The sequence below is a fragment of the Sphingomonas sp. MJ1 (PH-R8) genome, from assembly GCF_048058635.1.
Lineage (GTDB): Bacteria > Pseudomonadota > Alphaproteobacteria > Sphingomonadales > Sphingomonadaceae > Sphingomonas.
The window spans coordinates 86,930-100,100 of record NZ_JBBEFX010000005.1; the positions used below are offsets into that span (position 1 = coordinate 86,930).

Consider the following 13,171-nt stretch of genomic DNA (forward strand, 5'->3'; position numbering starts at 1 on the left):
ACAGTTCCTGACGCGGGGGTGAACAAAGCGCGCCAACTGCGGCAGGGGAGCCGCCGAAACGTGGCCGAGATGTGGCAATCACGCCTTTTGCATTTGTAAAGCCCGATAGCTTCGGCTCGGCGCAGCCACGGCACCGCTGGCGGCAACAGCGGAACTCCCGCTCGGCAACGCCGGTTTGCGGCAGGTGCCATCAGGAGAGCGTATCATGTACAAGACCATGCTGGCCCTTGCCGCCGCCGGAACCGTGCTCGCCGCCCCCGCCCTCGCCGGGGACCGGAGCCGGGCGCCGATCTACTCGGACGCGAATTCCCATTACCTCGACTACAAGACCGACATCAGCGAAGCGAAGCGTGAGCTCCGCAAGGACCTGGCGCGCGCGGATGACGAAGCGGACCGGGAGGATGCCTGGGCCGAGTATCGGCGTGAGATCGCCGACGCCAAACATGATTTCCGCAAGGAAATGGCCGAGGAAGGCCGTCCGATCCGGCGCATCCCGGTCGTGATCGTCGAATAGGATCCCGCATCCATGAAAAAGGGCCCGCCTGCCGAACTGGCAAGCGGGCCCTTTTTCGTATGCGCGTACGGCTGCGCCGTCAGGCGACGCGCGTTCCCGTCATCGGGAAGCTGCCGAATGCACCGGCGCCGACGTCACCCGTGATGGTGTCGCCCTCGATCCGCGCGGTGCAGTCGAGCGTCAGCGGCATCGGCACGGTCACCGACACCTTCCAGCGCAGCGTGTCGCCCTCGACCTGGCCGTTCTCGATGTCGACCGAGCCCATCGCGCCGGAATAGGTGCCGGTGAAGCCGCTGCCTTCCTGCCGGATGGTCAGCGTCGCCTGCTGCTCGCCCAGCGGCGTCTTGGTCACCGTATCCCAGCTGCCGTCGATATCTGCCATGCTACGCTCTCCTACTTGCTGCCCTGCGCGCTTGCTGCGGGCTGTGCTGCAACCACCTCGACCGGCAGCCCCAGGCTGTCAAGCTGGGGCCGGACGACCTTGGCGTCACCGACCACGACGTAGACGAAGCGGTCCGGGCGCAGCGCCTTGCGGGCGGCTGCATTGAGCTGCGGCAGGGTGAAGCCGCGGTACTTGTCGGTGATGGTCGCGTAATAATCGTCGGGCCGCTTGAGCAGGTCGTTCGAGATCATCGCATTCAGCACCGCGTCCGACGTCTCGAACCGGCCGGTCAGCTCGCGCGTCTCGCCAGTGATCGTCCGGTCGAACTCCTGCTGGGTCATGCCGTTGGTGGTCAGGAACTCGCGCACGTCCTTTTGCAGGGCCGCGATCGAGTCCCCGGTGCGATCGGCCTGGACCGGCGCCGAGATCACATAGCTCACCGCGTTGGGCAGCTGGTTCACCGAGCCGTGGGCGCCGTAGGACCAGTGCTTCTCCTCGCGCAGGTCCATGTTGATCCGCGACAGGAAGTTGCCGCCGAGCGCATCGTTCGCGGTGTTCAGCGCGAGCAGGTCGTCGGTTCCCTTCTCCGCCGTCAGCTGCGCGCCATAGATCAACGACTGGGGCGAGTCCGGCCGGTCGATCAGCAGGATCCTGGGGGTGGCCTGCACGGGCGCGGAGGCGAAGTTCTTGACCCCCGCCTGCCCGCTTGCACGCCAGTCGCCGAAGCCCTTCTCGAGCGCAGCCTGCACCTCGGCGAGCGGCCGATCGCTCGTGACGAAGACCTTCGCCTTGTCCGGGCGCAGCCAGGCGCGGTGGAAGGCGGCGAGATCGTCGCGGGTCAGCGCCTGAACCGCTGCCGGGTCCCCGCTGCCGGCGGCGAGCTTCGCATAGGGCGAGTCCTTGCCATAGAGCAGCGGCGGCATCGCGCGGCTCGCCAGGCCACCCGGGCTCGTCATCTCCTGTGCGATGCGGGCGAGCTGCGTCGCCTTCAGCCGGTCCACTTCCGCCGGAGCGAAGGCAGGGTTGCGCACGACGTCGGCGAGCAGGGTCACGCTGCTGGCAAGGTTCGCGCTCGGCCCGCCCAGGCCGATATAGGTCAGGTCCGGCGAGCTCGAGGAGAAGATGCGGGTGCCGAGGCGTTCCTGCTCCTCTGCCAGCGCTACCGAATTGCGGGTGGTGGTCCCTTCGTCCATCACCGCCAGCGTCAGCGCCTGGGTGCCGAGCTTGCCCGCCGGATCCGCGGCCGCACCCGCGTCGAAGCTGATCGCGATCTGCGTCACCGGCACGGCCGTGCGCTGCGCGTAGACGAGTTCGATGCCGTTGGAGAGACGGCTCCGCTGGATCGCGGGAAAGCTCAGGTCCTGCACCTGGCCGACCGCCGGCATCGCCCCGCGGGTGCCCTTTGCCGGACCTTCCGCCGACGCGGGCGTGGGCGCGGCGTTGCCGGCGGGCACCTTGGGCGCCGCCTGCGTCTCCTCATAGGCGTCGCGCGCGCCCGGCTCCACCGTCAGCGCATAAACCGGCCGCGACAGCCACTTGGTCGCCGCCGCCTTGGCGCTCGCCGGGGTCGTCGCGGCGAGCCGCTGGAGCTGCTTCTTGTAATAGTCGGGATCGCGCAGATAGAGTTCGCCTTCTGCAAGCGCGACCGCCTTGCCGCCGAAGCCGCCGACCGCCTCCAGGCCCGCGACGGTGCCGGAGACGGTGACGGTGGCGACGCGCTGCACCTCCTCCGCCGTCGGGCCGGTGCGCAGGAAGTCGGCCACGACCTGGTCCAGCCGCTGTGCGGCAAGCTTCGCATCCACGCCCGGGCGCACGTCCATGCTGATCACGAACATGCCCGCCTGCGCGAGCGTCTGGTTGGAGGCGGAAACCGAGACCGCCAGCTTCTCCTGCCGTACCAGCACATTGTCGAGCCGCGAGCTACCCAGCCCGCCGAGCGCCCCTGCCGCCACGTCCAGCGCGGTCGCATCGGCGCTGTCCATGCCCGGCACCGCCCACATGCGCATGACGCGGGTGGTGGCGACGCGGTCGCGCATCGTCTCGACCTTCGGCGCAGAGAGCGTCGGCACGGTGATGTTGGGCCGCGGCGAGTCCGGTCCCTTGGGGATGCTGCCGAAATACTTCTGCACCAGCGGCCGCGCCTCTGCCGCGGTGATGTCCCCGGCGAGCACGAGCACCGCGTTGTTCGGGCCATAGTGGCTGCGGAACCAGGTCTTCACATCCTCCAGGCTCGCCGCATCCAGATCCGCCATCGAGCCGATCACGGAGTGGTGGTACGGGCTGCCTGCAGGGAACAGGCCCTCGGTCATCTTGTACTTGACCAGGCCATAGGGCTGGTTGTCGCCCTGACGCTTCTCGTTCTGGACGACGCCGCGCTGCTCGTCGAGCACGCCCTGGGTGATCGCGCCGAGCAGATAGCCCATGCGATCGCTTTCCAGGAACAGCGCGCGGTCGAGCGCCGCCCGGGGCACCGTCTCGAAATAATTGGTGCGGTCGAACGAGGTCGTGCCGTTGAAGTCGGTCGCCCCCACCTCGCGCAGCGGCGCGAAGAAATCGCCGGGTGCATTCTCCGATCCGTTGAACATCAGGTGCTCGAACAGATGGGCGAAGCCGGTCTTGCCCTTGGGCTCGTGCTTGGAGCCGACGTCGTACCAGGTGGAGACCGCGACGATCGGCGCCTTGCGGTCGGTATGGACGATCACGGTCAGGCCGTTGGGCAGCGTGAACTTCTCATGGGGAATGTCGACCGGACGAATGAGCTCCGCGAGCGGTGCGGCCGGCAGCTGCGCCGTGGGCGCCGGTGCCGTCTGCGCCGAAAGGGGCGCGGCCCAGGCGACGGAGCCGCTGGCGAGTGCAGTGGAAGCGGCTAGGGCATAGGCGAAGGAGCGGAACATGAAACCTCGCGGTCGGAGCGGAAAGCGCGAGCCTATGGGCTCGCGAACTGGCTGACAACGAAAACTGCGGCTCGTCGTACGAAATGATCGCGTCGTCGCAGCCCGGCACTTCGAAAAGCGCGTTGTTCCGAGCCTTACTTCTGGAAATGATATTCGATCGGCACGATCACCCACGCCAGATCGGACGGCTTGCCGTCCACCTCCGGCGGATAGATCCGGAACTTGGGCGACGCCGCCAGCGCCGCCGCGCCGAAGCCGCTTCCTGCCGGCGTCTCCTTGAGCACCGAGCAGTTGCGCAGGTGTTTGTTCCTCTGGACCCGGCAGACCAGATAGGCCGTGCCCGAGATGCCGCGCTTGCGGACCTCTGAAGGGATCGACGGGTTCAACTCCTGGAAGCCCGGGCGCCTGACCCAGCGCGCTACCGTGATCGCAGGTTCCGCCCCGCCGCGCCCACTGCCGGCGCCCGTGCCATTCCCGCTCCCGCTCCCGGTGCCCGAGGCGCCGGCCCCAGACCCGTTGGCATCGCCCGCCGAACCGCCGTTCCCGGTCGACGGTGCCCCGATGGGCGGAGGGGCCGCGGGGCGCACGGGCACCAGGGGCAATGGCGGGGGCTCGACAGCCTTCGGTGCGGGTAAGGAAGCAGGAGGGCTCCCTCCCCGGCTGCCGCCGGCAATCTCCTGCGCCGGCGGCGCCTGCGGCTGAGGCACGCGCTGCTCGATGGGCTGCGGAAGAGGTTGCGGCGGTGGAGGCGGAGGCGGAAGCTCCCAGAGCGTCAGCCTGCGCTGTTCGGGGCCCGCAGTCGGCGGAACCGGTGCCCACAGCCACAACAGCAGCAGAAACGCCAAGAGATGCAGCAAGATCGCCGAGCCAAACCCCGCCGTCCGCATCCACAGGGGTGCGCCAGGAGGCTGACGGGAAGCAGCGGCGTACTTCACCGCATCAGAGTAGCGGCCGCCTCAGCAGCCGCAAGCATCGAAACGGGTCCGTCTTCGCCCCGCGATCGCCCGTGAGCGCCGGGCGTCAGCCGCCCTCGACGCCGGTGAAGGCTTCGTTGTCCACGAATGCGATCGGGAACCGCTCCCCTGCCCCAGCCGCGGCGAGGATCTTGAGCACGTCCTGCATGCAGGTCTCGGCGGCCTTCGCGTCCGGCTCGAACCGCACTTCCTGCTTGGTGGCGGCCCAGCGTGCCGTCGTCGCGCGCAGGCCATCGAGCGTGACGGCGACGCCGTCGATGGTGGGCTTGCAGGGGCCGGCAGGCACAACCAGATTGACCGACGGCGGCGGTGGCGCATCCTGAACGGCAGCCAGGGTCAACAACGCGAGTGTCAGCATCACGCACCTCTTGTGTTGCATAAAAGCAACACCACCTTGGTTCCCGAAGATAACAGGGATTTGTCATGAACCTAGAGAAATTCACGGACCGCGCGAAGGGCTTTCTCCAGGCGGCGCAAACCGTCGCCATCCGGCTCAACCACCAGCGCATCGCGCCCGAGCATCTGCTGAAGGCGCTGCTCGAGGACGACCAGGGCATGGCCGCCGGGCTGATCGAGCGCGCCGGGGGCGACCCGCGGCGGGCCGTGGCGGACACGGACGCGGCACTGGCGAAGATCCCCGCCGTGTCGGGCAGCGGCGCGCAGCAGACGCCCGGGCTCGACAACGATGCGGTGCGCGTGCTCGACCAGGCCGAGCAGGTCGCCGAGAAAGCCGGCGACAGCTATGTCACCGTCGAGCGGCTGCTGCTCGCCCTTGCGCTTTCCCCCAACACTGCCGCGGGCAAGGCGCTTGCCGCCGCAGGGGTGCGCGCCGAAGCGCTCAACACTGCGATCAACGAGCTGCGCGGCGGCCGCACCGCCGACACCGCGACCGCCGAGGACCGCTATGATGCGCTGAAGAAGTTCGCGCGCGACCTCACCGAGGCGGCGCATGCCGGCAAGCTCGATCCGGTGATCGGTCGCGACGAGGAAATCCGCCGCACGATCCAGATCCTCGCCCGCCGCACCAAGAACAATCCCGTCCTGATCGGCGAGCCCGGCGTCGGCAAGACCGCGATCGCCGAGGGCCTGGCGCTGCGCATCGCCAACGGCGACGTGCCCGACACGCTCAAGGACCGCACGCTGATGGCGCTCGACATGGGCAGCCTGATCGCCGGCGCGAAGTATCGCGGCGAGTTCGAGGAGCGGCTGAAGGGCGTGCTCGACGAGGTGAAGGGCGCCGAGGGGCAGATCATCCTCTTCATCGACGAGATGCACACGCTGATCGGCGCGGGCAAGTCGGAAGGCGCGATGGACGCCGGCAACCTGCTGAAGCCTGCGCTCGCCCGCGGCGAGCTCCACTGCATCGGCGCGACCACGCTCGACGAGTATCGCAAGTACGTCGAAAAGGACCCCGCGCTCCAGCGGCGCTTCCAGCCCGTGTTCGTGGGCGAGCCGACGGTCGAGGACACCATCTCGATCCTGCGCGGCCTGAAGGAGAAGTATGAGCTGCACCACGGCGTGCGCATCACCGACGGCGCGCTGGTGTCCGCGGCGACCCTGTCGAACCGCTACATCACCGACCGCTTCCTGCCCGACAAGGCGATCGACCTGATGGACGAGGCCGCCTCGCGCATCCGCATGGAGGTGGAGTCCAAGCCCGAGGAGATCGAGACCCTCGACCGCCGCATCATCCAGCTCAAGATCGAGCGGGAGGCGCTGCGGCGGGAGAGCGACGCCGCCTCGCAAGACCGGCTGGCGAACCTGGAGGAGGAACTCGCCAACCTCGAGCAGCAGTCGGCCGAGCTCACCACCCGCTGGCAGGGCGAAAAGGACAAGATCGGGGCCGAGGCGAAGCTGAAGGAACAGCTGGACGCCGCCCGCGTCGAGCTGGAGCAGGCGCAGCGCCAGGGCGACCTCGCCCGCGCCGGCGAGCTCTCCTACGGCCGCATTCCCGCGCTCACCCGCCAGCTGGAGGAAGCGCAGAGCCAGACCAAGGGCGCCATGCTGCGCGAGGAGGTCACCGCCGACGATATCGCCGCGGTGGTCAGCCGCTGGACCGGCATTCCGGTCGACCGCATGCAGGAAGGCCAGCGCGAAAAGCTGCTCCACATGGAGGAGCAGCTCGGCAAGCGCGTGATCGGCCAGTCGGAAGCGGTGCGCGCGGTCTCCACCGCCGTCCGCCGCAGCCGTGCGGGGCTACAGGATCCGAACCGTCCGCTCGGCTCGTTCCTGTTCCTGGGGCCGACGGGCGTCGGCAAGACCGAGCTGACCAAGGCGCTCGCCGAATTCCTGTTCGACGATCCCAACGCGATGGTGCGCATCGACATGAGCGAGTTCATGGAGAAGCACGCGGTCGCGCGGCTGATCGGCGCCCCTCCGGGCTATGTCGGCTATGAGGAAGGTGGCGTGCTGACCGAGGCGGTGCGACGCCGGCCGTATCAGGTCGTGCTGTTCGACGAGGTCGAGAAGGCACACGGCGACGTGTTCAACGTGCTCCTCCAGGTGCTGGACGACGGGCGCCTGACCGACGGTCAGGGCCGCACGGTCGACTTCTCGAACACGATCATCATCCTGACGTCGAACCTGGGCAGCCAGTACCTCACCAACCTCGCCGAGGGCCAGTCGGTCGAGGATGTCGAGCCGCAGGTGATGGACGTGGTCCGCGCGCACTTCCGCCCGGAATTCCTCAACCGGCTCGACGAGATCATCCTGTTCCACCGGCTGGGCAGCGCCCACATGGCGCCGATCGTCGACATCCAGGTCGGCCGCGTGGCGAAGCTGCTGGCGGATCGCAAGATCACGATCCACCTGACGGACGCCGCCCGCGACTGGCTGGGCCGGGTCGGATACGACCCCGTCTACGGCGCACGCCCGCTGAAGCGCGCCGTCCAGCGCTACTTGCAGGACCCGCTCGCCGACCTGATCCTGAAGGGCGAGGTTCGCGATGGCTCGACCGTGACCGTCGACGAAGGCGAAGGCGCGCTGCGGCTGACGGTCGACTGAGGGGCGGCGCTTCTGCCCAAACGAAAAGGGGCGGCTCCCTTCGGAGCCGCCCCTTCTTTTTTCAGCGTCCGTCGACTTAGAAGTTGACGCGCGCACCCGCCAGGAAGCGGCGGCCGTAGATGTTCTCGCCGGCCTGGACCGGGTTGTACAGCCACGCGCCGTAGGTGACCGGATCGACGTCGGGCAGACGATCGAACACGTTCAGCACGTTCACGTAGAAGGTCATGTTGTCGCTGACCTTGACGGTGCCGTTCAGGTCCAGCGTGAAGTAGCTCTTCACGCGGCAGCCCGTGTAGTTCGGGCTCGGTGCCAGGCTGCAGTCGCCTGCTTCGCCACCCTGGTCCTCTGCCGACAGGTCATAGCCCGAGGTGTAGTTCGCCGTCGCGGTCAGCGAGTACGGACCCACCAGCAGGGTGTTCTGCCAGTTGCCGCGCCAGCGGAACGTGCCCGAACCGGCCGTCAGGTTGTAGTTGCCGAGCGTGTCGACATAGCTTTCCTTGCGACCATCCGGGAAGGTGGTGCTCAGCTCCAGCTGCAGCGTCGCATCCAGGTTGCTCACCCAGGTCACGTCACCGAACTGCACGCGGCTGTTGATGCCGAAGTCGATGCCTTCCGACTTGATCGTGTTGGCGTTGACCAGCGCCGACGCGACGTAGAGCACGCGCGGCGTGGCGTTCGGGAAGGCCGCGTCCGGAGCATCCGGAGTGATCGTGAAGGCCGGGTCCACCGGCTGCCCGGCGTAATATGCCTGCAGCGCGTCACCGGCGGTGAGCGACGTGATCGCGTTGGTCTTCTTGATGTTGAAATAGTCGACCGTGAACGCGACGTTGTGGAACGGCTCGAACACCACGCCGGCCGTGAAGCTGCGCGACTTCTCCGGCTTCAGATCCGGCGACGCGAGCGTCGTCGAACCATAGCTGCCCGAACGGATGTAGGTCGGGCAGCTGCTGAAGGTGTCCTTCGAGCACACCGCACCCGGAGTCGAATACTGCGCCAGGAACGCGTCGGTGAACAGGTTCGGCGAGTTGGTCACATAGCCGGTGGTCGGCAGTGCGTTTGCTTCCGCAAAGCTCGGGATGCGGTAGCCGCGCGACCAGGTACCACGCACCGTCAGCTGCTCGATCGGCGTGAACTTCGCGCCGAGCTTGGGCGAGAAGTTGCTCTGGCCGGTCGAATAGTGGTCGAAGCGACCCGAGGCGTTGAGGGTCAGCTGATCCAGCACCGGCGCGTTGATTTCGCCGAAGGCCGAGGTGACGGTGCGGTTGCCCTCGGTGCCGAAGGCGTTGAGGCGGAAATAGCGCTCGGTCGGACCGTTGATGTCCGAGTTCGCGCTCGGCGCGTCCACGGCCTCATAGTAGATCGAGCCGCCGAAGCCGACTTCCAGGTCGCCGCCCGGCAGCTGGGTCACGGCCTTGTTGACCGAGAACTGTGCCTGGTAGAGGTCCGACGAGGCGTCGGTGATGTTCTCCGGCATCAGATAGTCGGTGACGCTCTGGCTGTTCGCCGACGGATTGATGAAGTTGTACGATCCGTCCGCGATCACATCGAGCAGGTGCTGGATGTAGACGTAGCCGTTCTGGCGACGACGCAGGTCCGTGTGCATCGCGGTCAGGTCGACGCGATAGTCCCAGTCACCGAACACGGTGCCGTGAATACCGGCAGCGGCGCGATAGACGCGGCTGCGGGTCTCGTCACGCTCGATGGAGTTGGGCAGCCAACCGACCAGCTCAGCGTCCACGCCCAACGGATTGTACGGGTTGGTCCCCGGCAGCGTCAGCGGACCCGAGCCCGGTGCATAGGACGCAGCGCTCGAGCGGGTCGAGAACGGCTGGAAGTAGATGCCGGCGGGAGCGTTCGCATAGATCTGCGAGGGCGTGCCGTCATAGCTGCTGGTGGTCTGCTGGAAGTTGAACTGCGCGTAGGCTTCGGAGCTGTCGCCGACCATCGCGGTGAACTTGGCCGAACCGCCGAAGCGCTCAACCTTCGGCGCGACCACGCCATACTGGTTGATGTTGTCCTGGCTGCAGATGGTGCCGGGCACCACGCCGGTTGCCGGCGCACCGGTCGACACGGCGTTACCATTGGCGCAACCGCCCGAGAGCAGCGAATACTGGGTCGACCCGACCGGACGAATGTACAGGTTCGAACCGGCGTTGGTGACGCCCCAGGTGTCCGGATTGATCGTGTCGTTCGGGCCGCCGATGCCGGTCTGGTCGGAGGAGTTGAACGGATAGGGCAGGTCGCGGTTATAGACCTCGCCCGCGCGGTAGTAGAAGCCGCTGATGTACGCGTTGTAGCCGTCGTTATCGAGGTCGCCAGTACCGGCGGTCAGCGACAGGCGCTGGGTCGGCGCGATGCCGTCCTCGGAGATGCCGGCCTCGGCGCGGGCTGCGACGCCCCGGAAGCTGCGCTTGGTGATGATGTTCACCACGCCTGCGATCGCGTCGGCGCCGTAGCTCGACGATGCGCCGTCGCGCAGCACTTCGACGCGCTCGACGATGTCGTCCGGGATGGTGTTCAGGTCGACGAAGTTGCGGGTCGCGTCATCGGCGAGCGGGAAATAGGCCGCACGCAGGCCGTCGAACAGCACCAGAGTCGAGCTGCTGGAAAGGCCGCGCAGCGACACGGCGGAAGCGCCGCCTGCGAACGCACCGTTCGCGCTGAACGAGTTGGTGAGCGCCGGGCCGTTGTTGGCCGCCAGCCGCTGGATGCCTTCCTGGACGGTCTGGATGCCGCGCTGCTCGAGGTTCTCGGTCGAGACGACGGTGACGGGCGACGGGGTGACGGCCTGGCGGAACATCGACCCGGTGACGACGATCTCCTGACCGGTCGTGTCGGTGTCGGTCGCGGCCTCGCGAGCCCCAGGCGTTTGCGCCTGATCTGCGGTGGCGGTCGCCTGCTCGTCCGCCGTCTGGGCGAACGCCGGCGCGGAAACGCCCATGCCAACCAGCACGAGCGCGGTCAGCGCGGTGGTTCCACGCAACATCGAGGATTTGATCAAGATACTGTCCCTTTTTCGCCCGCTACGCAGCGGATCGCTTCCCCCCGGCACGGAAGCCGGTGGAGCAGCAATGCGACCCAGGGCTAAGATTTGTAAAGGACAGGGCGGCGAGCCGCGTACTTTTCTTTCGCGGGTGTAGCCGTCCCGCAACAAATGCACCTTACCGGTGCGTTTACTGTCCGGATGAGGCTTGGCGGACGCGAAGCCCCCTCACCTTACAAGAAGCTCGCCCGCAGGCCGTCGATCACGAACTGCGAGGCGAGTGCTGCCAGCAGCACGCCCAGCACGCGGGTGATCACCGCTTCGATCTTGGCGCCCAGCAGGCGCATCAGCGGGGCGGCGGCGAGCAGCGCGACGAGCATCAGCAGGAGGTTGCTGGCCAGGGCGGCGAGCACGACCAGCTTGGCGGAGGTGCCGTCGGTCTGCCCCATCAGCAGCATCACGCTGGCGATCGAGCCCGGCCCTGCGATCATCGGCATCGCCATGGGGAAGATCGAGACGTCTTCCACCTCATGCGTCTCGATGATCTTGGCGGCGCGGTCCTCACGGCGCTGGGTGCGCTTTTCGAACACCATTTCCAGCGCGATCAGGAATAGCATGATGCCCCCGGCGATGCGGAAGCTGTCGAGGCTGATGCCCAGCGCATGGAGCAGCCCGCGGCCGAACAGCGCGAACACCAGCAGGATCGCAGCCGCGGTCAGCACCGCGCGGATCGCCATGCTGCGACGCTGGACCCCGCTCGCCCCCGCCGTCAGCCCTGCATAGATTGGGGCGCAGCCGGGGGGATCGATCACCACGAAGAAGGTGATCAGGGCGGAGATGAACAGCTCGAGCACGGCCGGACCTTCGCGATCTTAGAGCGTGGTTTCGTCGAGCGGCACGCCCGCGCGGCGGTGCGCCGCCACCAGCGTGTTGCGCAACAGGACGGCGATGGTCATCGGGCCCACCCCGCCTGGCACAGGTGTGATCGCCCCGGCCACCTCGACTGCGGAGGCGAAGTCGACATCGCCGACCAGGCCGCCCTCGACGCGGTTGATGCCGACGTCGATCACGGTCGCGCCGGGCTTCAGCCACTCGCCGCGCACGAAGTTCGGCCGTCCCACCGCCGCCACGACGATGTCGGCGCGCCCGACATGGCCCGGCAAGTCCCGGGTGCGCGAATGCGCCAGCGTGACGGTGGCGCTGTCGGCGGTCAGCAGGGCCGCCATCGGCTTGCCGACGATGTTGGAACGGCCGATCACCACGGCTTCCAGCCCCGACAGGTCGCCCAGCCGGTCGCGCAGCAGCATCAGGCAGCCGAGCGGCGTGCACGGCACGAACCCCGGCAGTCCGGAGGCGAGCCGACCGGCGTTGACCGGATGGAAGCCGTCCACGTCCTTGTCCGGGTCGATGCGCAGCAGCACTGCGTCGGCATCCAGGTGGCGCGGAAGCGGCAGCTGTACCAGGATCCCGTCGACGGCAGGATCGGCGTTGAGCTGGTCGACCAGCGCCTCCAGCGTCGCCTGGTCGGTGTCGGCCGGCAGGCGGTGCTCGAAGCTCGCCATGCCGGCGGCGACCGTCGCCTTGCCCTTGGAGCGGACGTAGACCGCAGAGGCCGGATCCTCACCCACCAGCACCACCGCAAGCCCCGCGGGGCGGCCGGCGGCCTCGGCAAATGCTCCTGCGGCCTCGCCTACCCGGCCCCGCAACTTGGCCGCGAAGGCCTTTCCGTCGATGATGTCAGCGCTCATGCCTTGGTCGCATAGAGCGTCGCGGCCGTCTGTTCCAGCGCTGCGGTGTCGCCTTCCACCAGCAACCGCTTCACCCGCGCCGTGTCGCCGGCGACCAGCGTCACCGCGCGCCTGGGCACGCCGAAGCTGCGCGCGACGAGCTGCACCAGGGCGGCATTGGCCGCCCCCTCGACCGGAGGTGCGGTCAGGCGGGCGGCGAAATGCCCGGCATCGCTGCCCCCGAACGCTTCACGCGAGGAACGCGGGGTCACCCGGACGGCGATGCGGATGCCGTGTTGGTAGGGCGACCAGGCCGCCCCGCCCCGCATCAGATCGCGTAGGGCAGCGTCGCCCGGTAGAGCGCCGGCAGCACGATCGTCTGCAGGATGCCCATGGTCACGAGCACCGCCATCGGCGCGAGGTCAATCGCGCCCAGGTCCGGCAGGATCCGGCGGAACGGACGATAGATCGGCTCGGTAATGACGTTCAGCGCCCGCCACACGCTGCGCACGAAGTCGCTGTGCGTGTTGATGACGTTGAAGGCGATCAGGATCGACAACACGAACTGGACGAAGATCACCCACCACAGGACGTTGAGCAGGTAGTCGATGATTTGGATCAGGACGTTCAACGGTGCGGCTCCGAAACGGTCTTGGGCAGCGATACCCTACCCGGACGGCAGCGGACAAGCGCC

The 13,171-nt window shown here is 67.8% G+C and carries 11 protein-coding genes; 2 read left to right on the forward strand and 9 right to left on the reverse strand.

Features of this window, described 5'->3' with window-relative positions; genetic code table 11:
- Positions 1 to 205 precede the first annotated feature (205 nt).
- Positions 206 to 514, forward strand: coding sequence for a hypothetical protein (locus VPH46_RS06345; RefSeq protein ID WP_416609773.1), 309 nt, complete (start codon positions 206 to 208; stop codon positions 512 to 514).
- A 79-nt stretch (positions 515 to 593) separates the two neighbouring features.
- On the opposite strand, the gene VPH46_RS06350 is transcribed toward VPH46_RS06345, so the two are convergent.
- The 4 genes from VPH46_RS06350 to VPH46_RS06365 form a co-directional block, all read right to left on the reverse strand.
- A complete protein-coding gene (locus VPH46_RS06350; protein WP_125961647.1) occupies positions 594 to 896 on the reverse strand; it encodes a hypothetical protein in 303 nt (100 codons plus the stop codon).
- An 11-nt stretch (positions 897 to 907) separates the two neighbouring features.
- Positions 908 to 3,790, reverse strand: coding sequence for a M16 family metallopeptidase (locus VPH46_RS06355; RefSeq protein WP_416609775.1), 2,883 nt, complete (start codon positions 3,788 to 3,790; stop codon positions 908 to 910).
- Between the two features lie 134 nt (positions 3,791 to 3,924).
- The gene (locus VPH46_RS06360; RefSeq protein ID WP_165890080.1) at positions 3,925 to 4,176 is read right to left on the reverse strand and encodes a TonB family protein; all 252 of its coding nucleotides are present in this window, start codon (positions 4,174 to 4,176) and stop codon (positions 3,925 to 3,927) included.
- 634 nt (positions 4,177 to 4,810) lie between these two features.
- Positions 4,811 to 5,122 (reverse strand): hypothetical protein, encoded by a 312-nt coding sequence (locus VPH46_RS06365; RefSeq protein ID WP_239434920.1) that lies wholly within the window; start codon positions 5,120 to 5,122, stop codon positions 4,811 to 4,813.
- Between the two features lie 65 nt (positions 5,123 to 5,187).
- On the opposite strand from VPH46_RS06365, the gene clpB reads away from it, so the two are divergent.
- Positions 5,188 to 7,767: an ATP-dependent chaperone ClpB gene (gene clpB, locus VPH46_RS06370; protein ID WP_416609778.1), complete on the forward strand. Its 2,580-nt coding sequence runs from the start codon at positions 5,188 to 5,190 to the stop codon at positions 7,765 to 7,767.
- Between the two features lie 76 nt (positions 7,768 to 7,843).
- Here clpB and VPH46_RS06375 read toward each other — a convergent pair whose 3' ends face one another.
- From VPH46_RS06375 to VPH46_RS06395, 5 genes are all read right to left on the reverse strand, one after another.
- Entirely contained in the window at positions 7,844 to 10,753 is a 2,910-nt protein-coding gene (locus VPH46_RS06375) for a TonB-dependent receptor domain-containing protein (RefSeq protein ID WP_416609780.1), read from the reverse strand.
- A gap of 230 nt (positions 10,754 to 10,983) precedes the next feature.
- Positions 10,984 to 11,604 (reverse strand): MarC family protein, encoded by a 621-nt coding sequence (locus VPH46_RS06380; protein WP_125961652.1) that lies wholly within the window; start codon positions 11,602 to 11,604, stop codon positions 10,984 to 10,986.
- 18 nt (positions 11,605 to 11,622) lie between these two features.
- Positions 11,623 to 12,498: a bifunctional methylenetetrahydrofolate dehydrogenase/methenyltetrahydrofolate cyclohydrolase FolD gene (gene folD / locus VPH46_RS06385; protein WP_416609782.1), complete on the reverse strand. Its 876-nt coding sequence runs from the start codon at positions 12,496 to 12,498 to the stop codon at positions 11,623 to 11,625.
- On the reverse strand, positions 12,495 to 12,806 hold the full coding sequence (locus VPH46_RS06390; protein ID WP_416609784.1) for a DUF167 domain-containing protein: 312 nt from the start codon (positions 12,804 to 12,806) through the stop codon (positions 12,495 to 12,497). The genes folD and VPH46_RS06390 overlap by 4 nt, the downstream gene beginning before the upstream one ends.
- On the reverse strand, positions 12,806 to 13,108 hold the full coding sequence (locus tag VPH46_RS06395; protein WP_125961655.1) for a YggT family protein: 303 nt from the start codon (positions 13,106 to 13,108) through the stop codon (positions 12,806 to 12,808). The genes VPH46_RS06390 and VPH46_RS06395 overlap by 1 nt, the downstream gene beginning before the upstream one ends.
- Positions 13,109 to 13,171: the final 63 nt, after the last annotated feature.

Excerpts from the sequence above, each read along its gene's own strand:
- VPH46_RS06345 (WP_416609773.1), top strand. The coding sequence starts at position 206 with ATGTACAAGACCATGCTGGCCCTTGCCGCCGCCGGAACCGTGCTCGCC.
- VPH46_RS06350 (WP_125961647.1), bottom strand. The coding sequence starts at position 896 with ATGGCAGATATCGACGGCAGCTGGGATACGGTGACCAAGACGCCGCTG.
- VPH46_RS06355 (WP_416609775.1), bottom strand. The coding sequence starts at position 3,790 with ATGTTCCGCTCCTTCGCCTATGCCCTAGCCGCTTCCACTGCACTCGCC.
- VPH46_RS06365 (WP_239434920.1), bottom strand. The coding sequence starts at position 5,122 with ATGCTGACACTCGCGTTGTTGACCCTGGCTGCCGTTCAGGATGCGCCA.
- clpB (WP_416609778.1), top strand. The coding sequence starts at position 5,188 with ATGAACCTAGAGAAATTCACGGACCGCGCGAAGGGCTTTCTCCAGGCG.
- VPH46_RS06375 (WP_416609780.1), bottom strand. The coding sequence starts at position 10,753 with ATGTTGCGTGGAACCACCGCGCTGACCGCGCTCGTGCTGGTTGGCATG.
- folD (WP_416609782.1), bottom strand. The coding sequence starts at position 12,498 with ATGAGCGCTGACATCATCGACGGAAAGGCCTTCGCGGCCAAGTTGCGG.
- VPH46_RS06390 (WP_416609784.1), bottom strand. The coding sequence starts at position 12,806 with ATGCGGGGCGGGGCGGCCTGGTCGCCCTACCAACACGGCATCCGCATC.